The 21,882-nt window shown below is 68.7% G+C and carries 23 protein-coding genes; 12 read left to right on the top strand and 11 right to left on the bottom strand.

Translation table 11 applies throughout. The annotated features are described in order from the left end of the window. Positions 1 to 69 precede the first annotated feature (69 nt). From HV824_RS02120 to HV824_RS02110, 3 genes are all read left to right on the top strand, one after another. Positions 70 to 726 (top strand): TetR/AcrR family transcriptional regulator, encoded by a 657-nt coding sequence (locus HV824_RS02120; protein ID WP_176416300.1) that lies wholly within the window; start codon positions 70 to 72, stop codon positions 724 to 726. A gap of 379 nt (positions 727 to 1,105) precedes the next feature. Next, entirely contained in the window at positions 1,106 to 3,184 is a 2,079-nt protein-coding gene (locus HV824_RS02115) for a sodium-translocating pyrophosphatase (RefSeq protein ID WP_176422543.1), read from the top strand. Positions 3,185 to 3,367: 183 nt separating this feature from the next. Continuing rightward, positions 3,368 to 3,571, top strand: a complete 204-nt coding sequence (locus tag HV824_RS02110) for a hypothetical protein (protein ID WP_176416298.1) — start codon at positions 3,368 to 3,370, stop codon at positions 3,569 to 3,571. Positions 3,572 to 3,616: 45 nt separating this feature from the next. Here the strand turns inward: HV824_RS02110 and HV824_RS02105 are convergent, their stop codons facing one another. Beyond that, a complete protein-coding gene (locus HV824_RS02105) occupies positions 3,617 to 4,699 on the bottom strand; it encodes a GlxA family transcriptional regulator (protein ID WP_217917019.1) in 1,083 nt (360 codons plus the stop codon). On the opposite strand from HV824_RS02105, the gene HV824_RS02100 reads away from it, so the two are divergent. Further along, complete coding sequence (locus tag HV824_RS02100) at positions 4,690 to 5,535, top strand: dienelactone hydrolase family protein (protein WP_176422542.1); 846 nt, start codon at positions 4,690 to 4,692, stop codon at positions 5,533 to 5,535. The two genes, HV824_RS02105 and HV824_RS02100, sit on opposite strands and share 10 nt — an antisense overlap. Positions 5,536 to 5,556: 21 nt before the next feature. Here the strand turns inward: HV824_RS02100 and HV824_RS02095 are convergent, their stop codons facing one another. Further along, positions 5,557 to 6,798 (bottom strand): MFS transporter, encoded by a 1,242-nt coding sequence (locus HV824_RS02095; protein ID WP_176422541.1) that lies wholly within the window; start codon positions 6,796 to 6,798, stop codon positions 5,557 to 5,559. Between the two features lie 215 nt (positions 6,799 to 7,013). Between HV824_RS02095 and HV824_RS02090 the strand changes: the two genes are divergently transcribed. Beyond that, complete coding sequence (locus HV824_RS02090) at positions 7,014 to 7,910, top strand: LysR family transcriptional regulator (RefSeq protein WP_176422565.1); 897 nt, start codon at positions 7,014 to 7,016, stop codon at positions 7,908 to 7,910. A 4-nt stretch (positions 7,911 to 7,914) separates the two neighbouring features. On the opposite strand, the gene HV824_RS02085 is transcribed toward HV824_RS02090, so the two are convergent. The 4 genes from HV824_RS02085 to HV824_RS02070 form a co-directional block, all read right to left on the bottom strand. Continuing rightward, on the bottom strand, positions 7,915 to 8,322 hold the full coding sequence (locus tag HV824_RS02085) for a hypothetical protein (protein ID WP_176422540.1): 408 nt from the start codon (positions 8,320 to 8,322) through the stop codon (positions 7,915 to 7,917). 131 nt (positions 8,323 to 8,453) lie between these two features. After that, positions 8,454 to 9,287 (bottom strand): hypothetical protein, encoded by an 834-nt coding sequence (locus HV824_RS02080; protein WP_176422539.1) that lies wholly within the window; start codon positions 9,285 to 9,287, stop codon positions 8,454 to 8,456. 235 nt (positions 9,288 to 9,522) lie between these two features. Beyond that, the gene (locus HV824_RS02075) at positions 9,523 to 10,275 is read right to left on the bottom strand and encodes an alpha/beta fold hydrolase (protein ID WP_368670860.1); all 753 of its coding nucleotides are present in this window, start codon (positions 10,273 to 10,275) and stop codon (positions 9,523 to 9,525) included. 119 nt (positions 10,276 to 10,394) lie between these two features. Next, a complete protein-coding gene (locus tag HV824_RS02070; protein WP_176416291.1) occupies positions 10,395 to 11,147 on the bottom strand; it encodes a GntR family transcriptional regulator in 753 nt (250 codons plus the stop codon). A 151-nt stretch (positions 11,148 to 11,298) separates the two neighbouring features. Between HV824_RS02070 and HV824_RS02065 the strand changes: the two genes are divergently transcribed. The 3 genes from HV824_RS02065 to HV824_RS02055 are packed head-to-tail and all read left to right on the top strand — an operon-like array spanning position 11,299 to position 13,429. After that, positions 11,299 to 12,204: a fumarylacetoacetate hydrolase family protein gene (locus HV824_RS02065; RefSeq protein WP_176422538.1), complete on the top strand. Its 906-nt coding sequence runs from the start codon at positions 11,299 to 11,301 to the stop codon at positions 12,202 to 12,204. Positions 12,205 to 12,239: 35 nt separating this feature from the next. Continuing rightward, complete coding sequence (locus HV824_RS02060; protein WP_176416289.1) at positions 12,240 to 12,782, top strand: VOC family protein; 543 nt, start codon at positions 12,240 to 12,242, stop codon at positions 12,780 to 12,782. Then, entirely contained in the window at positions 12,779 to 13,429 is a 651-nt protein-coding gene (locus tag HV824_RS02055) for a polysaccharide deacetylase family protein (protein ID WP_176416288.1), read from the top strand. Before HV824_RS02060 ends, HV824_RS02055 begins: the two co-directional genes overlap by 4 nt. A 36-nt stretch (positions 13,430 to 13,465) precedes the next feature. On the opposite strand, the gene HV824_RS37100 is transcribed toward HV824_RS02055, so the two are convergent. Together HV824_RS37100 and HV824_RS02045 are read right to left on the bottom strand one after the other, a co-directional pair. Next, entirely contained in the window at positions 13,466 to 13,672 is a 207-nt protein-coding gene (locus tag HV824_RS37100) for a carboxypeptidase regulatory-like domain-containing protein (protein WP_255207681.1), read from the bottom strand. A gap of 240 nt (positions 13,673 to 13,912) precedes the next feature. Further along, positions 13,913 to 14,281, bottom strand: a complete 369-nt coding sequence (locus HV824_RS02045) for a type II toxin-antitoxin system PemK/MazF family toxin (protein ID WP_176422537.1) — start codon at positions 14,279 to 14,281, stop codon at positions 13,913 to 13,915. 236 nt (positions 14,282 to 14,517) lie between these two features. Between HV824_RS02045 and HV824_RS02040 the strand changes: the two genes are divergently transcribed. Both HV824_RS02040 and HV824_RS02035 read left to right on the top strand, forming a co-directional pair. Continuing rightward, positions 14,518 to 15,267 carry a TetR/AcrR family transcriptional regulator gene (locus tag HV824_RS02040; protein WP_176422536.1) on the top strand — a complete coding sequence of 250 codons (750 nt, stop codon included), beginning with the start codon at positions 14,518 to 14,520 and terminating at the stop codon, positions 15,265 to 15,267. Next, positions 15,264 to 16,172 carry an acyl-CoA desaturase gene (locus HV824_RS02035; RefSeq protein ID WP_176422535.1) on the top strand — a complete coding sequence of 303 codons (909 nt, stop codon included), beginning with the start codon at positions 15,264 to 15,266 and terminating at the stop codon, positions 16,170 to 16,172. The genes HV824_RS02040 and HV824_RS02035 overlap by 4 nt, the downstream gene beginning before the upstream one ends. A 75-nt stretch (positions 16,173 to 16,247) precedes the next feature. On the opposite strand, the gene HV824_RS02030 is transcribed toward HV824_RS02035, so the two are convergent. Next, positions 16,248 to 16,637 (bottom strand): DUF1801 domain-containing protein, encoded by a 390-nt coding sequence (locus HV824_RS02030; RefSeq protein ID WP_176416283.1) that lies wholly within the window; start codon positions 16,635 to 16,637, stop codon positions 16,248 to 16,250. A 137-nt stretch (positions 16,638 to 16,774) separates the two neighbouring features. Here HV824_RS02030 and HV824_RS02025 point away from each other — a divergent pair, with 137 nt between their 5' ends. Next, positions 16,775 to 17,800: a hypothetical protein gene (locus HV824_RS02025; protein WP_255207680.1), complete on the top strand. Its 1,026-nt coding sequence runs from the start codon at positions 16,775 to 16,777 to the stop codon at positions 17,798 to 17,800. A 72-nt stretch (positions 17,801 to 17,872) separates the two neighbouring features. Here HV824_RS02025 and HV824_RS02020 read toward each other — a convergent pair whose 3' ends face one another. Together HV824_RS02020 and HV824_RS02015 are read right to left on the bottom strand one after the other, a co-directional pair. After that, positions 17,873 to 19,018, bottom strand: a complete 1,146-nt coding sequence (locus tag HV824_RS02020) for a trypsin-like serine protease (RefSeq protein WP_176422534.1) — start codon at positions 19,016 to 19,018, stop codon at positions 17,873 to 17,875. A gap of 287 nt (positions 19,019 to 19,305) precedes the next feature. Next, positions 19,306 to 20,886: a carboxylesterase/lipase family protein gene (locus HV824_RS02015; RefSeq protein WP_176422533.1), complete on the bottom strand. Its 1,581-nt coding sequence runs from the start codon at positions 20,884 to 20,886 to the stop codon at positions 19,306 to 19,308. 264 nt (positions 20,887 to 21,150) lie between these two features. On the opposite strand from HV824_RS02015, the gene HV824_RS02010 reads away from it, so the two are divergent. Next, positions 21,151 to 21,876: a DUF2652 domain-containing protein gene (locus tag HV824_RS02010; RefSeq protein ID WP_176422532.1), complete on the top strand. Its 726-nt coding sequence runs from the start codon at positions 21,151 to 21,153 to the stop codon at positions 21,874 to 21,876. The last annotated feature ends 6 nt before the right edge of the window (positions 21,877 to 21,882 follow it).

The raw sequence follows: 21,882 nt of genomic DNA, 5'->3' as shown, positions 1-21,882 counted from the left end.
CGTCGAGAAAAGTAAGTGACTCTCACTTACTTTGCAACAGACACCACTCCATCTACCCTGGCGCCACGCATGGCCACGAAGACGCGAGCACGCCCGTACCACCACGGGGACCTCAAGCACGCCCTGCTGGAAGCCAGCATCGGACTCATTCGCGAGGAAGGCGTCGACGCGCTCACCGTCGCCGAAGTCGGACGCCGCGTGGGGGTGTCTTCCGCCGCGCCCTACAAGCACTTCGCGGACCGCTTGTCCCTGTTGCGCGCGCTCGCGACGGAGGGGAACCGGCGGCTCAACCAGGCCCTCATCACCGCGACGGAAGGGTCAAAGGACCCGCACGAGGCCTTCCGGCGCTCAGGGGTCGCCTACATCCGATGGGCGGCCGAAAACCCGGCCCTGTATCGCATTGCGACGGACCCGGCGTACATCGACTACGCGGGCCCGCATCCGGACGAGGAAGTCCCCGAGTTGCTCAAGGGCACCCTGGACACGTTCTGGTCGGAGCTGTCGGAGCGCGTCCGGTCCGGGAGCGCGCTCCCCACCTCGCATCCGCTGATGGAGCAATTGCGAGGTCGCGCGCTCGCACAGGGCGTGGCGAACATGTTCGTCAGCGGCGTCTTCGCATCGCTCGGAATCGCCGCCTCCGACGCGGAGCGGCTTGCCCGCGCCGTCATCGGTGAGGACGTCCCGGCCACGACAACCCGCAAGGGCAAGACTTCGCGCACGCGCTGAGCATCGGAGGTGCTGAGCGCACGGTGCCCCCGGGAGAAGCCAGCGCCATGAGCGGCGCCCCGTGGCGGCGGGGCCTGGAATACGTACTGGCCCGTAGCTTTCGGAGAATCGTGAGTGAGTCCGGGCACTTGGCGCCGCGGTGGTGCACCCACCCGCCCCGCCTGCCGCCCGGAGCCACGCCCCGCATGGGAGCCAGCCTGGCGCTGGCGGCCGTGACGCGCCCACCCAGAACGTTGGTAAGACTCCCAACCTGCTGGGGCGCGCCTAGGAAACTCCCAGATTGCGCTGAAATCAACTATACGCGCTCCGTACAAATTTCGCGGCACACGAGCGACTCGGTCGGCGAGGTCAGGCCCCCGGGACGGCTCTGGAGGATTGGATGGAGTTGTCGAGTCTCGAGTCGAGTTTCTGGGCAATCGCACCGGGCGTGGTCGGCGCCGTGGGGCTGCTCTTCGCTGCGTTCTTCTACTTCCGCGTCAAGTCGCTCCCGGAGGGTGACGCGACGATGAACCGCATCGCGGGCTACATCCGCGAAGGCGCGATGGCGTTCCTCGTCCGCGAATACCAGGTGCTCGCCGCGTACTGCGCGGCCGTCGCGGTGCTCATCGGCCTGGCGCTGGGGCCGCTCGCCAGCGGGAGCTTCGTGCTGGGCGCGTTCCTCTCGCTGCTGGCGGGCTACATCGGCATGAAGGCGGCGACGTACGCGAACGTGCGCACCGCGCAGGCCGCGCGCACCGGCTCCAAGCCGAACGCGCTGCTGGTCGCGCTCGACGGTGGCGCGGTCATGGGCCTCGCCGTCGCCGGCCTGGGCCTCATCGGCATGGGTGGCATCTACTACGCCTTCCAGGGGCATGCGCAGCTCTCCCCCGTCCTCCACTCCTTCGCCGTGGGCGCCAGCTCCATCGCGCTCTTCGCCCGCGTGGGCGGCGGCATCTACACCAAGGCCGCTGACGTCGGCTCCGACATCGCCGGCAAGGTCATTGAGAACATCCCCGAGGACGACCCGCGCAACCCGGGCGTCATCGCCGACAACGTGGGCGACAACGTGGGTGACGTGGCCGGCATGGGCGCGGACATCTACGAGTCCATGGTGGCCGCGATTGTCGCCGCCATGGCCATCGCGTTGACCGCCAGCGCCGCGGACCTCTCCCGCCTCGTGGTGGACCCGTCCGCGACCGGTAGCGCGAAGGTGGCGGGCGTGGTGCTCCCGCTGGTGCTGTCCGCCGTGGGCCTGGTGGTCAGCCTGCTGAGCATCTTCATCGCGCGCGCGCTCAAGCACATGAACCCCGCGCAGGTGCTGCGCAGCGCCCTCATCCTGCCCCCGGTCATCCTGGTGGGACTTTCCTTCGTGATGATGCAGGTGTTCGGCCTGTCCCAGGCCATCACGGTGGCGCTGGCCGCGGGCGCCTTCGGCGGCGCCATCATCGGCCTCGTCACGGACTACTACACGTCGTCCACGCCGGTGCAGCGCATCGCGGAGGCCTCCGTCACGGGCGCCGGCACCAACCTCATCCGCGGCCTCGCCGTCGGCATGGAGAGCGTGGGCATCCCGATGGCCACCATCGCCCTGGTGGCCTACATCGCCGACCAGGCGCTCGGCCTGTACGGCATCGCGCTGTCGGCCGTGGGCATGCTGGGCGGCACCGCCGTGGTGATGACCGTGGACGCCTACGGCCCCATCTCCGACAACGCCGGCGGCATCTCAGAGATGTCCGGCCTGGGCCCCGAGGTCCGCGCCATCACCGACGAGCTGGACGCGGTGGGCAACACCACGGCGGCCATCGGCAAGGGCTTCGCCATCGGCTCGGCGACGCTCACCGTCATCGCGCTCTTCTCCGCCTTCAACCTCGAGGTCAACCACACGCGCATCGCCGCCGGCCTGCCGGAGATGAGCCTGCAGTTGACCAACCCGAACGTCATCGTCGGCATGCTGCTGGGCTCCATCCTCCCGTTCCTGGTGGGCGCCTCCACGATGCTCGCCGTGGGCCGCGCGGCCGGCGCCATCGTCGAGGAGATTGGCCGTCAGTTCCGCGAGATTCCGGGGCTGATGGAGCTCAAGGCGGACCCGGACCCCAAGAAGATCGTCGACATCGCGACCAAGAGCGCCCTGCGCGAGATGATCTTCCCGGGCATCGTCGCCATCGTCGCCCCGCCCCTGGTGGGCTACCTGCTGGGCCCCGGTGCGCTGGCGGGGCTGCTGGCCGGCGCGCTCGTCGTCGGCGCCACGATGGCGCTCTACATGGCCAACGCGGGTGGCGCGTGGGACAACGCCAAGAAGTTCATCGAGAAGGGCAAGCTCCCGGGCCACGCGAAGGGCTCGGCCGTCCACAAGGCCGCCGTTGTCGGTGACATGGTCGGTGACCCGTTCAAGGACACCTCCGGTCCTGGCGTGGCCATCCTCATCAAGGTCATGAGCGTCGTGTCCCTGCTCGTGGCCTCGCTCATCGCGCTGCGGTAGTCGCACCGGTGCGGCGCCTCGGATGCCGAGGCGCCGCGCCACCCCTGGCAGCTCGCACCGCGCGGCCCCATGAGCCGCGCGGTGCTCTGGAGCGCCAGCGGCCTGTCGTGCGCGTGTTCGCCCCCGTGCCTTCGGCAGAGCGGGTGGCGCGGCTCCGTTGTTCTGCTGTCAGAGAGGTGACCCATGTTCCTGGAGCTCTCCCAGCAGCAGATCCACGTCCTCCACGCATGCCTGTCTGAGAGCATCGCGGAGTTGCATGACGAGGTCCTTCACACCGACGCGCGCGACCTGCGCGAAGCACTGAAGCGCAAGCTCGACCAACTGCAGGGCATCCAGCAGCGGGTGGAAGCCTTGATGCAAGCCCGGGAAGGGGCATCCCCCTCCTGAATCGCCAGCGTGTTGCCCACGATGCGCGCGGTGCAGGGCGGCAAGTCAGTGACGGTGGTGAACCGTGCCGCGCCTTCCTCGTGGGGGCTCTCCGACATACCGCCGGAATACGCGGCGGAACGCCGCGGCGTCGGCATACCCGACCCGAGCAGCAACTTCGTCGACCGACGCCTGGGTCGTCTCGAGCAGGTGGGAGGCGTGCGCCACGCGCACCCGCTGCACGAACTCGAGCGGCGTCATGCCAAGCCCGGCCTGCACTCGCCGCGCGAGCGTACGCGAGGACGTAGCGGCGGCACGGGCAAGCTCAGCGAGCGTCAGCTGCCGGCCCAGATTCGCGCCGACGAATCGTTCCACGGCACGAAGCGCCGGGTCCGAGACGCGGAGGTGCTCCATCACCATGTACCGGGCCTGCGAGACGCGCTCGTCGAGCACGAGGTAGCGGGCCACCAGGTGCGTGAGCGATGGGCTCGCGACCCGCGCGACGATGGCCAGCACCAGGTCCGCGTGGGCGAAGGCCGAGCCCGCGGTGAGGACGCCGTCGCTCTCGACGACCATCCGGTCCGGGTGGAGGGAGACCGCAGGGAAGCGGCGCGCGAACGAGGGGACGAGCCACCAGGTCGTCGTCGCGCTTCGCCCCGCGAGGAGGCCGGACGCCGCGAGAATGAAGGTCGCGGAACACGAGGCCGCGACCATGGCGCCTTTCGCCGCCGCGCGCGCGAGCAACGTGATGCCACGCGCGGCATCGGCCCGCGAGAGCAGCTGCTCGATGGCGCGCTCGCTCGCCGCGGAGAGCCCAGGCACCAGCAACACGTCTCCCGCCTTCACACCTCGGAGGCTCAGCGCGCCGTCCACGGCGACGGAGCGCCCCGTGCCCGAGCGGACCGGCTGACCGTCGAGCGAGACCACCCGCTGACGCAAGACCTGGGCGCCCCGTGGAACCGAGGCGAGCCCTGCCTCGACGAGTCTTGCGGCCGTGTCGACCACGTCGAGCCCCACGCCCAGCGAGCCCTCTGCCACGCCATCGAACACGACATGCGTAATCACGATGGCGAGAATAGCCCGTTCATTGTCAATCTCGCCACTGGTCACGGAGGATGGGCTTCCCGCATGTTCCAGGCATGCGCCCATCCCCCCCCGACTCCACGGCCGACGACCCTCTCGATGACTTCGGCCGTCGCCCCCTCACCCTCAACGCCGCCAGGCGAACAGTCTACGTCGCCGGCCACGGCCCCGCCGTCATCGTCATGGCAGAGATGCCAGGCATCAGCCCGCACGTCGCCCGCTTCGCGCGCTGGGTGCGCGACGCGGGCTTCACTGTCTACATGCCTTCACTCTTCGGCAGGGACGGTGCCTACCCCCGCGCGGAGGAGGGACGCGCCATCCTGCAACGCGCCTGCGTGAGCGCGGAGTTCCGAGCGTTCGCGGCGAATGAGTCGAGCCCCGTGACGCAGTGGCTACGTGCCCTGGCACGCCTCGCACATGAGGAGTGTGGCGGTCCGGGGGTCGGCGCGATTGGAATGTGCTTCACGGGGAACTTCGCGCTCTCGATGATGCTCGAACGCGCGGTGCTCGCTCCCGTCATGTGTCAGCCGTCGTTGCCCCTGAGCGACACCGGCGGGATTCAGCTGGCGCCTGACGAGCTCGCCGCCGTGAAGGAGCGCCTCGAACGTGACGACCTGACGGTGCTCGCCTATCGGTTCGAGGGCGACCGCTTCTGCACGGCGCAGCGGTTCCAGGCCCATGCGGCCGCGCTCGGAGCTCGCTTCGTTACCAGGGTGCTGCCTGCGTCCGCCGCGAACCCGACGCATCCCCCCTTCTTCGCGGAGGTCGTCGGGTGCCCCCACAGCGTCGTGACAGCCCATCTCATCGACGCGGAGGGAGAGCCCACTCGCGCGGCGCGAGACGAAATCCTCGCCTTCTTCGCCCAGCGACTGGGACGCGCGGGAGCACCAGGCAAGACGTGATGTGCCCACGCGCCCCTGGCGTCAGTGGGCCACACGGGCCCGCGGCGCCAGGCGGACCAGCAAGGCCGCCAGCGCCGAGGCCGTCGCCAGGACCGTCACCGCCATCCAGCCCCACCGTGCCAGCACGAGGCTGCCACTGGCGGCGCCGGCGGACATGCCGATGAACATGCCGACGAACAGCACCGCGTTGAGCCGGCTGCGCGCCGCGGCGTCGATGCCGAAGACGATGGTCTGATGCGCCACGAGCGACATCTGCACCCCGAGGTCGAAGCCAATCGCGCTGCCGCCAATCAGCCACAACCGGGCATTCGGCTCGAGCCATGGCGCCGCGAACATGGTGGCGAAGGAGACCGCCGTCAGCCCCACCCCCAGCCGAGTGACGACCTCCGGCCCGAAGCGGTCGGCGACGCGGCCCGCCACCGGCGCGCCCAAGGCTCCGGCCGCCCCGGCCAGACCGAAGGCGCCCGCCGCCGCGCTGCCCAGGTGGAACGGCGCCCCATGCAGCATCACCGCGAGGGTGGACCAGAACGCGCTGAAGCCCACCGAGAGCAACCCCTGCGCCAGCGCCGCGCGCCGCAGGGCACCATGCTGGCGCCACAGCCGGGCAAGCGAGGCCAGCAGGGCGCCGTACGACAGCGTGCTCGTCGGTTGGAAGCGAGGGAGCCCTCGCCAGGCCGCCACGCCAATCAAGGCCACGCTGGCAGCGGCGATGATGAACATGGCACGCCAGCCAAACTGCTCGGCCACGACACCGGCGACGACCCGGGACAAGAGGATTCCCAGCAGCAGGCCCGTCATCACCGTGCCCACCACCTTGCCCCGCTCTCGCGCCGGGGCCAGCGTCGCGGCGGCCGGGACGATGTCCTGCGCCACGGTCGCCGTCAGGCCGACGGCGAAGCTCATGACGAGCAGCAGGCTCATGTCCGGAGCCAGCCCGCCGAGCAGCAGCGCCACGCTCAGCAAGGCGGCCTTGACCAGGATGATGCGGCGCCGGTCGAAGCGGTCCCCCAGGGGCGTCAGCAGCAGGATGCCCAGCGCGTATCCCAGTTGCGTGAGCGTGGGGAGGAAGCCCACCACGGCGTCAGCGGCCCCCGTGGAGGCCCCGATGACGCCCAGCATGGGCTGGCTGTAGTAGAGCGCGGCCACCGGCACGCCAGCGCTCGCCGCCAGCAGCAGACGCAAGCCCCCTGACAGGGAGGCACCGTCCCCATGACGGGTGGCGGCGGCCCCGGCGCTTCCATGTACGGCACGAATGAAGGACATCTCGTTCACCTCTGTCGCTGCGAGTCGAGGTGAAGGTGCTCTAGAGGGGCCGAGGCTGGTAGTAGCGTGCTCCGCACAGCGGATATACGTTCGGCGTATAACCCCGCACGAGGCCAGTTCGCATGCCCACTCGCTCCAAGCCGCCTCGGTCCCGGGCTCCCCGGAGGCGTGCACCTCACCCCACCGCGCCAGCCACCGCGGACCGGCTGGAGCTGATGCAGACGTTCCTCCGCATCGTCGACGCTGGGAGCCTGTCCTCGGCCGCGGCGCAGCTGGGCACCACGCAGCCGACGGTGAGCCGCCGGCTCCAGGCACTGGAGCGCTCCCTGGGGCTGCGGCTGCTTCAGCGCTCCACCCATGCGATGAAGCTCACCGAGGACGGCGCGCGCTGTTACGAGCGCGCGAAGGAGCTGTTGGCCAGCTGGGAGCTGCTCGAAGCCGACCTCCGTGGCGCGAGCAACGAACCCGAGGGAACGCTGCGCGTCGTGGTGCCCCATGCATTCGGACAGCAGTTGCTGGTGGAGCCGCTGACGGAGTACCTGAATCGCCATTCGCGGGTGTCGGTTGAATGGCTGCTGCATGACCGGGCGGTGGACTTCATCACCGACGGCATCGACTGCGCGATTCACGTCGGAGAAGTGCATGACCCCAGCGTGGTGGCCATCCGCGTGGCCGAGGTGCCGCGCATCGTCGTGGCCGCGCCTGCGGTCCTCGGGGAGGGTGACGTCCCTGTCCATCCGGACGCGCTCGCCCGGTTGCCCTGGCTGTCACTGCGCACCTTCTACCGGAACGAGCTATCGCTGACCCATGTGGACACCGGCGAGGTCCAGCCCATCACCTTCGCCCCCCGCCTGAGCACGGACAGCCTCTACGCCATCCGGAGCGCGGCGCTGAAGGGCCTGGGCGTCTGCGTGGCCTCGGCCTGGCTGCTCTACGATGACCTCGCCCAGGGCCGCCTCCTGCACCTGGTGCCCTCCTGGCGAGCCGCGCCCTTGCCCATGTACCTGCTCTATCCGCATGCGAGGTTTCATCCCGCGCGGCTGCGCCGGTTCGTCGCGCTGATGAAAGAGACGATTCCATCAGCGCTGGCGGTGGCCATGCACGAGCGGTGAGCCGCTACGACTCTGTCTCATCATCGAAGGACGGATACGCGGAGACGGCAATCCCAATCCCCTGCGCTGCGAACCACCGTAGGTCCTCGGGCGCGAATTCGATAGCGCCCGTGAACTGGCGCTCCCATCCGATGAACATCCCGAAGTCCGCGACACACGTGGCGGACCGCCGCCGGGCCTCCACGAGTTCGGCGGACAGCAACTCCAACCGCTGACGCGCCATGACCAGTGCCTGAGCGCTCACCTCCGACTCGGCAAGGGTCAGATTGAAGCCTGAGTCCTCATGCGTTCTCTGGAGCAGCGCCTTCTCACCGAGCGTCCAGACCGCATCGACCTCCAGCCGAGGGAAGCGCGTCAAGAAGTCCTTCACGTCAAACGCCGGAGCGAAGACCCGCAGTACGACCACGTTCATGTTCAATGGCCCTCAATGTCACCAGCGTATCTCGCCCAGGAGGGACCTGCGAAGAGGGGCTCCTCGCGGCTTCCCACCTGGAATGAGGCGCGAGTGCCCCACCGGTCGTTTGGCCCCGCGCCGCGGTCCGCTCAGCTGAGGACGGTGCGCAGGTTCATCGGCCCCGCGGGGACGCCCACGTCGCGGCCCGCCGGGTCGTCGGAGGGCGTCTGCCAGGCATTGGCCTGCGTCACCGTCTTGCCCGTGGCCTCGTTGGAGATGGACATGTTGCCATTGTGGCCCGCGGGACTGATTTGGCTGGTGTTGTAGCCGCTCCACCCCGTGGCGGCGTTTCCGAACGTCGCCTCGCCCCACGTCTGCCCGGAGTTCGCGCCTGGCTTCGCCGAGCCGTCCTTCGACACGCACCACGCGACACTGCTGTTGTTGTCGAACGCCACGGCCTGTGACTGCCCGGGCTGGAGCGTGAACGTCTTCGGCGTGCTCTTGTCGAAGTGCTGTCCGTCATTCGGTCCGCCCTTCTCTCCCACCTTGTTCCAGAGGGTGATGGTCTGAGGCTGGCCCGTGGTGTTGGTGAACGTGTTCGTGAACTTGAACTGGCTCTTCTGCTCCGGGGAGATGAGCTGCAGGTTGCTGTTGTAGGGCGCGCCCACGTTGTTGACGCTCAGCCAGGGCTCACTCGCGTTGTAGACGGCGCCGCTGGACGGAGCGCCAAAGCCGGGGCCCGCGTCACTCACCTGAGAAGTCGCGGCGGCCCGAGGCGCGGAAGTCGCGCCGCCCAGGTTCACGCCCTGCCCGCGCGCGGCGGGCTCGAAAGTGTCGGTCATGAGCTTCTGCCAGGCGTCGCTCCGCGGCTGTGACACCTGCGAGGCCTTCACACTCGGCGCCTGCGCGGAGACAGGCGATGCGCAGGCGGTGCTCACCTGGGGAAGCGAGAGGCATGAACGGCTGGGGAGCGAGATGGCCATGGCGGACTCCTTGAGACCGGGGAGAGGACGGCATCCCCTGGAGGGGCAACCGTTCCGGCTGTGCGCGACGTGCCCCACAGCAAAGCAGGACCCATGCCACTGCCCAGGGCACCCTGCGCGCGCGTCCGGGCGCTTCGGCCTCAAGAAAATCAGACACTTGAAATACGCATGAGGCCACGCGCACGGATGACAGCGCGCACCACCTGGTGTCTCGGGTCACCAGGGATGCGCCGCCTCAATCACGCGCCGCCTTCACGAACGCCGCGAGCGCGGCCTCGAACTCCGCCGTCGCCTCCAGGAACGGCAGGTGCCCCGCGCCAGGCAGCCACGTGCCCCGGCCCTCACGTGCGCACGCGAGCACCACCTCCGAGCTCATGGACGGAAGGACCACCTGGTCGAGTTCGCCATGGAGCGTCGCCACCGGACGACGGCATCGCCCCAGCTCCACCGAGTAGTCCTCCGCCCGTGAGAGGAGCGCACGACGGACATTCGGCGGGACACGGAGCATCGCGTGAAGGGCCGCCTCGGCCACAGACGCGTCGAGTCGCTGCGCCGAGCACGCCCCGATGAACGCCCGCGCCGTGGCGTCATAGGCTGCCGGGTCCTCCGAGAGGAGCCCGCGCGCGTTGGACATCATCCCCGGCCCGAACAAGGCCCGCGCGGGCTTCCCCGTCTTGAGCGCCGCGGCCACGAAGAAGAGGCCACCCAGCTCGCGGTCGCCTCGGTGCCGGAGATAGTCGCCGGCAACGACGCCGCCATACGACCAGGCCACCACCACGGGCTTCCGCAGGCCGAGCTGCCCGATGACCGCCGAGAGGTCTCCGGCGAAGTGAGCGCCATCCACGTATGGAGCGTCGCCCTCTGGCTTGTCCGAATCACCGTGCCCTCGAAGGTCGAGCGCGACCAGACGGTGGTCTTGCGCCAACCGCCCTTCGAGCACCCCGCGCCAGCTCTGGCGGCTCTGCGCAATGCCATGCAGAAAGAGCACGGCCGGAGCACCAGACGACGGGCCCGCCTCACTCATCGCGAGCCGAACGCCCCCAGAACCCTCGACGAAGCCAGTGCGCACCATGGTGCCCAAGCCAGTACGCGCCCACGGACGGAGCGTCAATCCTTCGCGCGAAGGCTCCGGCCTTTTGTCGGCAAAGCAAGCGCAGGCGCGGCCCCCGCCGCGCGCAATCCCGGATGGCCCGCGAGGACAAGCTCGGTCGTCCGCGCGATGTGCTCCGTCAGCAGCGCACAGGCCCGCTCCGCGTTCCGCGCCAACGTGGCCTTCACCAGGGCGGCGTGCTCATCCTCCACGCTCCGCCGCGCCTTGCCGTGCGCCTGCGCGAGCCGACGGTAGCGCTCCGTCTGGTCGAACAAGGTCGCATGGAACTTGAGAAGCCAGGGCGACCCACACGCACTGAGCAAGGTCGCGTGGAAGCGCGCATGCTCCAGCTCCCAGGTGTCGTCGAGCGTCCCGCTCCCGGAGGCCGGGGCCCGCCGCTGGAGACGATGGAGGGCCGCGGTCACCTCGCCCTCCCAGGCGATGTCGCCGAGAGTGATGGCGGCGCGAAGCGCGAGCGGCTCGATTTGCTGCCGCGTCCGCGTCAGGTCCAGCAAGTCAGCCCGGGAGATGGGCGCCACCCGGAAGCCGCGCTGGTCCACGATGGTGACGAGCCCCTCGGACGCCAGACGACAGCACGCCTCGCGAAGCGGCGTCCGCCCGACGCCGTAGCGCGGCGCCAGGTGCTCGAGCCGCAGCTTCTCCCCTGGTGGCAACACGCCATCGAGGATGTCACCCCGCAGCCGGTCCACGACCGCCGAGGCGAGCGTGGGTTCGGACACCGGACCGCGAAGGCGGGATGGAGCAGCCATGGTTCTCCTCACAAACACGCACCTATACGACACCGCACGGAATTGACACAAGGCGTCGCGCTGGATGCAAATTGCATTTTGTCGACATTTCATTGAGGTCGAGCACCGCCCCCGCTAGCCTGCGATGCGTAGCCGAGGGAGATGAGCCACCATGCGGATTGCTTCGATTCTGGTGAGGGATGAGCCTGCGCTGGGCGTGCGCGCGGCCAAGGGGATGGTGAACGTGACGGCGCTCGACTCCTCCGTCGGGACTTCACTGCGCGCGCTGCTGGAGCGAGGCCCGGACGTGCTCGCGGCCCTGGCGAAGCGCGTGTCGGAGGCGACGGACCTCCAGGCGCTGTCCGATTCGGAGTTCCGCTACCGGCCGCTCGTTCCGGAGCCGAGCAAGTTCCTCTGCCTTGGGCTGAATTACGTCGCGCATGCGGCGGAGGCCACCTACGAGACGCCTCGGCACCCGGTGGTCTTCACGCGCCTCCCGTCGAGCCTCCTGGCCCATGAGGCGCCCATGGTGGTGCCTACCTGCTCGAACCAGCTCGACTACGAGGCAGAGCTGGCGGTGGTGGTGGGACGCCCGGGGCGCAACATCCCTCGCGAGCGCGCGCTGGAGTGGGTGGCGGGCTACACGCTCTTCAACGACGGCTCGATTCGCGACTACCAGAAGCGCACTCACCAGTGGACCGTCGGGAAGAACTTCGATGGGACGGGCCCGCTGGGCCCGGAGCTCGTCACGCCCGATGAGCTACCCGAGGGCGCCCGCGGCCTCCGCATCCAGATGCGCGTGGGCGGAGAGGTCCTCCAGGACGCGAACACGTCGGACATGATTTTCGACGTCGCCACCGTCATCGCGGACCTCTCCGAGGCCATGACGCTCCAGCCAGGAGACGTCATCGCCATGGGCACGCCCAGCGGCGTGGGCGCCGCCCGCAAGCCACCGCGGTTCCTCCGCGCCGGTGAGGTGTGCGAGGTCTCCGTCGAGCGGATTGGCGTCCTGCGCAACCCCATCGCCGACGCAGCCCCCGTCCACGCGGGTACGCCGCCCGCACAGGCGGCGAAGTAAGCCCTCGTCGTTGAGCACACCCCCAGGGAGGACGAATGTCCACGCAAGCGAAACTGCCCGGCCGGCTTCACCACACGGCGTATGTGACTCGGGACTTGGAGGCGACGCGGAAGTTCTACGAGGAGCTGATTGGCCTGCCCCTCGTCGCGACCTGGTGCGAGTCGGACGAGCTGTTCGGCGCCGTCCGCACCTACTGTCACACCTTCTTCGAGCTCGCCGATGGCAGCGCGCTCGCGTTCTTCCAGTTCGAGAAGCAGGAGGACCAGGAGCTGTTCGGGCCGAAGATGCCGGACTCGCCCTTCCACCACATCGCGCTGGACGTCACGCTCGAAGCCCAGCGAGGCATCGAGGAGCGGCTGCGGGCCGCGGGCTACACGGAGCCTGCCATGTACGTGCTCGAGCACGGCTACTGCCGCTCGCTCTACGTGAAGGACCCCAACGGGATGATTGTCGAGTTCACCTACGACAGCCCGGACGCCGTGAAGCCCGAGCTCGTACAGGCCCGCCGCGCCAGGGCCCACCAGGAGCTGGCGCGTTGGCTCGCCGGGGACCGCACCTCCAACAACGTGTTCCGGTGAACCTCCTCACGCTCTCGTTCGACAACGGGCCCGACCCCGAGGTGACGCCTCGGGTGCTCGACGTCCTGGCGTCGCACGACATCACCGCGCGGTTCTTCGTGCTGGGAAAGCACCTCGTCACGGAGGAAGGGCGGCGCCTTGTCACGCGTGCTCGGGACGCGGGGCACCTCATTGGCAATCACTCGTTCACCCACGCCATCCCGCTGGGAGAGGACCCGCGCCCGGACGCGGTGGAGGTGGAGATCGCGGCCACCGACGCGCTGCTCGCGCCGCTCGTCCCCGCCCCCAAGTGGTTCCGGCCTTTCGGGGGTGGCGGCAAGCTGGGCCCGCACCTCCTGAGCCAGCGCGCCGTCGACCACCTGGTCCGCCACCGCTACTCGTGCGTCCTCTGGAACAGCGTCCCCGGCGACTGGCTCGACCCCACGGGCTGGCCGGAGAAGGCGCTGGCGGACTGCGCGGCGCGGCCCCACACGCTGATGGTCCTGCATGACATCCCCAACGCCTCGCTCGAGGCGCTCGACGGCTTCATCCGCCGGGCGAAGGGCCAGGGCCTGCGCTTCACGACGGAGTGCCCGAGCGACTGCGTGCCCATCCTGGACGGGCGAATCACGCGCGACCTCACGGGACTGGTGGCCCCTGGTGCATGAGGGCCGCCCGCCCTCGGCTGCGCGCTGTTCAGCCTGCTACCTGGACCACCCCGGCCCCAACGACATCTCATAGTCGAGGCGTACCACTTCATTGCTGCCGACCGAGAAGTCCGTGCAACGCTCGAACGTCGTGCAGATTCGATAGTCCCCCAGTGCAAGCTCGGCTTCAAAGAAGCCGTCCTCGTTCGACGTCACGGACGCCACGTCCGTGTCCTGGGGTAGGGATTTTATCAGCAACGTCATTGACCGCGGCTCGCGCTCACAACCGGAAGAACATACATCATCCACATAGGTGGTCATCCCAAAGACCCCTTGCGATATCGTCACGGCCTCTTCGGGATTGAAGTCACCACATCCCAGGCTGCTCAAGGACATGACAGCGAGCGACGCCAGGAATCCTCGGGAGCTCATTTTCATCAAGACAGCATATGCCACGGCACCAAAGGCGCACCAGTCCGGCAGCGCCAGCGACCGCCCCTCACCTCACGACCTCCTGAAGAACGACACCTGCAGGAAGCGCAGGCCGGCGAGAATCTGCTCCACGCGCGCGTCCGACAGCGCCCCGATGCGCGCTCCCAGACGCGCCTTGTAGACCGAGGACACCTGCGACACGACGACGACGCTCTGCTTGGGAAGACTCCCCTCTCCCACTTCGAGCAGCACGTTCCCCGGCTCGCTGGCCCGGTGCAGGTTTGACGTCAGCGCACACACGACCACCGTCGTGATGCGTGAGTGATTGAAGACGTCGTCCTGGACCACCACGTGGGGGTGCGAATAGCTGGGGACCGGACCTCGTGAGTCGTCGGGCTCCACCCAGAACACGTCACCGCGGTTGATTTGCTCGGGGGGCATTGCCTCGACGTCTCCTGTGCCCGCCGCGCTCCTGACGGTCTGGCCACCTTCATAGCGACCGTGGAGGCGGCCTCCAAGGCCTCCTCCGTCAGAAACCACCGGACACCTGGGTGGACGTCTCCACAACGAATGGATTTCCGGGACGTTTCGCGGGACCTGACGCGCCTCACTTGCACCCGTCCCAGGCCCCAGGCATCATTTCGATGAACAGGTTCATCAAAACAACGGGGGAGGCCATGGCGACGCGGAGCAAGGCCGGAGCAACGGAAGGACCCAAGCGAGGACGCCCGCGAGGCCGGACGGAGCAGGGCCATGAGACACGCGAGCGGCTGTACACGACCGCGCTAGGGTTCATCTCCGCGCGGGGCTACGAGGCCACCCATCTGCGGGACATCGCCAAGAAGGCGGGGGTGAGCGTCGGGCTGCTGTACCGGTACTTTCCCAGCAAGCGCGCCATCGTCCTGGCGCTGTACGACGAGCTGTCATCGGCCTATGCGGCGCGCGCCGCCGCGTTGCCCGCGGGCCCCTGGCGGGAGCGCTTCCTGTTCGCGCTCCGGGCAAGCCTTGGCGTGCTCGGGCCGCACCACGAGGTGCTCAAGGCGCTGATTCCCGTGCTCGTGGGCGGCGAGGAGGACGGCCTGTTCGCGCCGCAGACGGCGTTCTCCCGGCAGCGGGTCCAGGCCGTTTTTGGAGACGCCGTGGCGGGCGCCACGGACGCCCCGGGCAGCGCCATGGTGGGCCAGGCGCTGGGCAGGCTGCTCTACGTCGCGCACCTGGCCGTGGTGTTGTGGTGGCTGCTCGACAAGAGCCCACGTCAGCGCGCCACCCAGGGCCTGGTGTCGATGCTGGCGCGCCTGCTGCCCCCTGCGTCGCTCGCGCTGCGGCTGCCCGGCGCCGGGAGCGGGGTCCTGGGCGCGGATGCCCTCTGCCGGCAGGCGCTCTTTGGAGAGCCAGCGCGTGCACGGGCGGAAGAGGTGACGCGATGAATACCGCGACGCGGGGTCATCCAGAGGTCACCCTGAACGGGGGAAGCACAGGCGAGCCGCTCGCGAACACCGCCGCCCCGGTGCCTCCCGACGTGGGCCGCTTGCGCTTCGACCCGGCGCGGGCCCTGTGGCTCTGGGGCATGCTCATCCCCGGCGTCACCGTGGGGCTCGCGGCGGCGACGCCCACCACGGTGGCGGTGTCGCTCCTGCTCACCTTCGTGACGCTCTGCCTGGGGCACTCAGTGGGCTTGCATCGCGGCGTCATCCACCGCACCTACGAGGCGGGCCCGCTCACACGCGGCGTGCTCGCGTACCTGTTCGTGCTGAGCGGGCTTGGCGGCCCCCTGTCGTGGGCACGCCTGCACGCGGTGCGCGATTACTGGCAGAACCGCCCCGATTGCCCGCCCTACTTCGCCTATGGGCATTCCATGGCCCGCGACTTCGGCTGGAACCTGCACCTGCGCTTCGAGCCCGCGGACGACCGGGCCCTGGCGCGGCTTCCGCCAGATGTACTGACGGACCCGTGGTTGTGCTTCCTGGAGCGCACCTGGCCGCTCCACGTGCTCGGGCTGGCGGGGATGGTGCTCGTGGTGCTGGGCCCCCAGGCCGTGGCCCTCTGCGTCTGCGCCCGCACGGCCACCAGCATCCTCGGACACTGGGCCGTGGGCTACGCGGCCCATGTCTGGGGAGAGCGGCGCCATGCCCTGCCGGGCACGGCGGAGAGCGGGACGAACATCTGGGTGCTCGGCGTGCTGTCTTTCGGCGAGGGCTTCCATAACAACCACCACGCCTTCCCAGGCTCCGCGCGCATGGGCCAGGAGGCGCACGAACTGGACCTGGGGTGGTGGGTCATCAGGGGGCTTCGCCGGCTGGGGCTCGTGCGCGATGTCCGTACGGCGGACTGAACCGAGGAACGTGGCGGGGCGTCCGGGCGCCGCCTGGACGCCACCCGCGTCAGGTGGCCCTTCACACCGGGGGGCTCACCGCGAGGTCGCTTCCATCCACTGGACCACGACCTGGCACAGCGCCTTCTTCTTCGCCTTCACCTCCGCCTGGTCGCGGAGCGTGACGACGGCGCGGTCCGCGGCGGCCCACTGCAGCAGGCCGCTGGCGTCCTCGAAGGAGAAGCCCTGCGTCGCCTTCACCTTCGCGCCCCGGTGGAAGATGAGCTGAACACAGTCCTTGGGCTTCAGCTTGAACGTCACCCGGTCATCGCCCTTGAAGCAGAAGCTTGGCGCGTTCCACTTGATGCGCTCCACGATGCCCGGATGGGCCGCCAGGATGGCGGTGCGCAGGCTTTCGACTTCGTCCTTCCGCGCGTGTTCGAGTCCCCGCATGAATCGCTCGACTTCTTCGGACCGGTTCGACACGCGCGTCACCTCTCTCCAGCACCAGCATGACTTTCTTGTGAACACGATGTTCTCGCGATTTCAAGGATGCTCTGCGAGTCAGGGCTCTGGTGTATGGAACCTCCTCCCCCGCCGTACCCCCCAAGGAGGAATCTTCGATGCGTCGTCTCGTTCCAGCCCTTCTCTCCGCGAGCCTGATGGTCGGATGTGGTCCCACCAGCGCAGACTCCGCGCCGTCTGCGCCGTCCACGGAGCACCAGGACGCGCCGCTCACCACCACGGACGTGGACGTGGCCCCGGAGTGTCAGGGCGTGCTCACCTTCGTCAACACGGCGTCGCTGTCCACGCTGGACGCCTACCTTCCCAGTGACGTCGCCCAGAACCTCGTCGGCTACCGCGCGACGGCGCCCTTCTCCACGCTGGCGCAGGTGTCCGGGGTCCAGGGTGTCGGCCCCGTGCGGCTGGCGCAAATCGAGGGTGGCGCCCGCGCGCTGGGCTACATCACCAGCACCTGCGCCGGCATCCTGGACGAGCTCGCGCTCTCCGCCGATGACGCCGCGGCGGTGGTCACCCTGGTCAACACCATCAACAGCGACGCGCTGTACGCCGTCCTGCCGTACGCGTGGAACGGCGCGACGAACCTCCTCAACCTGCGGCCCTTCACGTCCGCGCAGGCCATCTCCGAGGTGACTGGCATCGGCGCGGTCAGCCTGCGCAACCTCCGCAACGCGGCCACGCAGGGCTACGCGCTGACGGCGCTCATCGCCGCGGTGAACGCCCAGGAGGAGAGCCTGTGGACCTCCCGGCTGAGCCAGGGCTTCCAGGTGGAGGACGTGATTGCCGGCGCCCACGGCAACGACCAGCTCAAGAGCGCGCAGTGCTTCGGCATCGACCCCAGCCTCTTCCCTGACGCGCGCTGGCAGGTCCGTCCGCAGCTGGCCACGGGCGCCGAGGTCGTCAACCAGGTCGCCAGCACGGTCGACTACGCCGACCGCAACGAGCCGCTGCCGGAGGCGCTCATCACCGACGGCCTGGCGGAGCTCCAGGCGCGCACCGCCGGTGGCACGTTCAAGGGCTGCTACATCAGCTACGGCAAGGGCCCCTGGGCCGGCATCGCCGTCAGCTTCTTCATCGACACGGTGACGGGCTACCGCGTGCTGACGGAGCAGCACTGGGTGGAGTAGCCCCTGGACGCGCGAAGCCCCCTGTCACCCACGGGTGACAGGGGGCTTCTCAAACGGCGAGCTGGCGCGTGACTACGGCACCACCGTGGCCGTCACGGACACGCCCGAGTAGGACGAGTAGCCGCGCACGGACACGTACCAGGTCCCCGACTGGGGGCTGGAGAAGGTGCAGGTCTCATCGTTGCCGGACGCGTAGGGCCGGCAGTCGTAGGCGCTGGTGGTGGGCTGCGAGCCGCGGCGCACATAGAGGTCCGCGTCACCCGAGCCACCCGCCTGCGTCACCGTGAGCGACGTGGTGCCGCTGGGGACGTTGATGGAGTAGTGCTTCCAGGTGCTGGAGGAGCCCGACAGGTTCGTCTGGGAGAGCACCGTGGTGCCGGTCGGCGGGGGGTTCGTCCCATTGATCTTGGAGTCAATCCAGCTCTCGAAGTGCGACACGCGCGCGTACATGCCCGGGTAGCGCGAGTCGGCGCAGCCGATGCCCCAGCTCACGACGCCCGCGAGCTTGCGAGTGCCGTTGTGGTTGACGGTGAGCGGCCCCCCACTGTCACCCTGGCACGAGTCCTTGCCCGACGCGGAGGCGCCAAGCTGGTCCGCGCCAATGGTATAGCTCGGGTACTGGCTCTGCGCCTGCGCGTTGGTAATCAGGTTGACATTCACGGTGCGCAGGTTGACCGGCAACGACGAGGAGCCGGAGGAGGTCGAGCCCCACCCCGTCACGGTCGCGACCACGCCCGCGTTGGTGGCGCCGTTCGACGCATCCGCCGCCGAAACGAGGGGAATGGCCTTGACGGTGGTGCCATTGAGGTCCAGCGGCGTGGACAGGCGAATCAGGGCAATGTCCTTGCCCTGGGTCGCCGTGACGTAGCCGGTATACCGGATGACCTCCGCCGTGGAGCGCCGCTGACCCGTGCCGGTGCGCGAGGTGGAGCCCGCCAGGATGGAGGGGCGAGAGCTGCTCGACACGCAGTGCGCCGCGGTCAGAATCCAGCTCTCGTTGAGGATGGAGCCACCGCAGAAGTGGCTGGTGCCGTTCTGCAGGGACACCTGCCACGGATTCGCGCCAATGGTCGTTTCCACGCCACCGACGATGTCCTGCTCGATGGTCGCCGGCGTCACCGACTCCGCCTGCTCCTCGATCATCTCCGGACCGCAACCGACCAGCAACGACATCGCGCCAACCGTCGACCACCGCCGCATGACCTTCACTGACATCATGGAGACCTCGGGTATCTGGGGAAGACGTGAAACGGCTAAAGTCGAATAACCGCTTCACGACTTAAAAACCGTAACACACGATCTTCCCCATCTACCAGTCCCATGCCGGATGAACCGCCACCGCGCCCGGCGGCGGCCGCGCCTTGCGACATGCCTGTTTCATTACATTCCTGCCATACTTTGGCATGGAACGAAGCGTCACTGACATGTCATTGGAGGCGCGTGTCGAGGTGACGACGGCGCCATGAAGCAGCCCGGTGGTGTAATCCGACACACCACCGGGTCTGTCATACCCCTGACTCTGGGCGATTTCCCGGCCGCGTGGTGCCGCTGAGGTTGGACGACGTCGCGGAGCGCGGCAGCTTCGGCGGGGGCGGCTTGGCGAGGCTGTCCAGGAAGGGCATGAGGTTTTCGGCGGCTTGCAGGATGTCGCGCTCGAAGTCCGTCACCATCCGCGATGAAACATCCAGTCGCAGCAGCGTGTCTTGCGTCTCCGTGTGCCCCTCCCAGGTCACCTGGGCCACGGGCCCGGGCGTGCCCGTGCGCACGAACTGGACCAGGGACTCCACCAGTTGGCGCATGAACGTCCGGTCCTCCTCCGTGAACAGCTCGCCGGCGGGCGGCACGTCCGCGGCCGTCTCCAGGAAGTAGGGCACCTCGCCCCCATGAGGCACGCCCAGCCGCTGCCGGGGTGCGAGCAGCTTGGCGCGGTATTCGAAGTAGTAGCGCCACACGGCGGCGCCTCGCTCCGCGTGGCGGGTGGCCAGCAGGCGCGGCATGACCGTGAAGACGAAGTCGCGGCACATCCGCCGGCCAATCTCCCGGTCATCGTCCACGTCGGGGTAGAGCTGGCGGATGGACTCGGCGAAGGCGCCCAGGCGTTCGAGGATGGTGCCGGGGTCGATTCCGAACGAGGACACCACGCTGGAGTCGTCACTCGTGCTGCCGATGATGAGCGGCAGGGAGAGCTGCTCTCCACGCGCGAAGGTTTCGCGAATGGGCTCGGGAAGGACAGAGTCTCCGTAGATGGGGCTGGGCGCGTTCGCGGTGTCCGCGGGGAGCATCCAGAACTTCTCCGGGCTCAGCTCGCGCAAATCCTTCATGGTGGCCAGCAGCCGGTCCAGCCCGTTCCTCCACGCGAAGGCCATGCCGGCCAGCCGCGCGTCCGCCAGGGGCTTCTCCTGGAGCACGTACGCGCTCATGGCCACGCCCCGGCGGAAGAGGTTCTTCTCCTTGACCTGCGGCGACGTGAAGAGCGACAGGACGCTCTTGGCACCCGCTGACTGTCCCATCACCGTGACGTTGCCGGGGTCGCCGCCGAACCGCGCGATGTTGTCGCGCACCCACTCCAGCGCCAGCATCTGGTCCAGCAGGCCGAAGTTCGCCGGCCCACCCGGGTTCTCCTTCTCCAGCGCCGGATGCATGAAGAAGCCCAGGTGCCCCAAGCGGTAGTTGAAGGTCACCAGCACCACGTCGCGCGACGCCAGATGAATCCCTTCATAGGGCGGCACGCGGCCCGAGCCGATGACGAAGGCGCCGCCGTGAATCCAGAACACCACCGGCAGCTTCGCGCCCGCATCCAGCTTGGGCGTCCACACATTGAGGAAGAGACAATCCTCGTGCATCTCACCGGGGTCGCCGCCGCCGGCCTCGATGCAGGCCTGACGGGACTGGTGCGCGGAGGCGCCGAAGTCGAAGGCCTCGTGGACACCGGGCCACGGATTGGCGCGCTCGGGCGCCTTCCAGCGCAGCGCTCCCGTGGGAGGCTTCGCGTAGGGGATGCCCTTGAAGACAGAAATCTTCCCTTCGACCAGGCCCTGCACCTTGCCTTCCTTCGTGAGTACCTCAGGCGTCTTGATGACGTTCATCGACCGGCTCCCTTCAGGTTGTGAGACTGTCCGTGCGAAAAAAACCTCGTGCACCAATCCACCCAGATGAGGGGCGCGAAACTGAATTGAGCGGCAACTCCTGGCAACACCCTCCCGCCAGAAACCCGCGTTCATGAAAGCGATAGACGGGAACACGACACCCGCCCCGTCCCGGAGTCGGTCGGGGTCTGGCCCGGTCCCGCCGGCGAACGTTCCGGTCTTGTGCGCGCCAGCCTCCAGGTGCCGTGATAGGGTGGCCGCCGCATGGCGATAGACAAGGCGCTCCTGCTCATCGCGGATATCGGCGGGTACACCCGCTTCATGAGTCACCACCGCTTCAGCCTCGCGCACGCGCAGGAGACGGTGGCGCAGCTGCTCGAGGCCGTCATTGATGCCTCGGGGCCGCTCAAGCTCGCCAAGCTCGAAGGAGACGCGGCGTTCTTCTATGCCGTGGGCGACGATTTTCCCGCCGTCGACCGGCAGGTCGCGAACATCCGCCGCGCCTTCGTCTCACGGCGACAGCAGTTCATCGTTGACCGCATGTGCAGGTGCGACGGCTGCATGCAGGTGGGCGCCCTGACGCTCAAGTTCGTGGCCCACGCCGGTGAGGTCGCCTTCCAGCGCGTGAAGCACCTCACCGAGCTGGCGGGCGTGGACGTCATCCTGGTGCACCGGATGCTGAAGAACGACGTCCCCGTCACGGAGTACGTCCTGATGACCGACGCCGTGCACCAGGGGCTCACGCCGGAGCTCCGCCAGCTCACCCAGGGGCTGGAGCACGACTTCGAGGGCATGGGGCGCACGGCGACGCACTACCTGGACCTGAACGCGTTCGTCCTCGCGCCGCCCGAGCCCGTGCGCCCGAGCCTGCCGCGCAGGCTCTGGGCCAAGCTGAAGCTGGAGCTGAGCTCGATGAAGTACGTGCTGGGCCTCAAGCAACCCTGCGAGGACTTCCGCAACGTCGAGGTCGTGGACACCCAGAAGCCGTAGCGGGCC

It is taken from the genome of Myxococcus sp. AM009 (assembly GCF_013372605.1).
GTDB classification, from domain to species: Bacteria; Myxococcota; Myxococcia; order Myxococcales; family Myxococcaceae; genus Myxococcus; species Myxococcus vastator.
The sequence above is the reverse complement of the archived record's forward strand: the minus strand, read 5'-3'. Positions and strand labels throughout refer to the sequence as shown.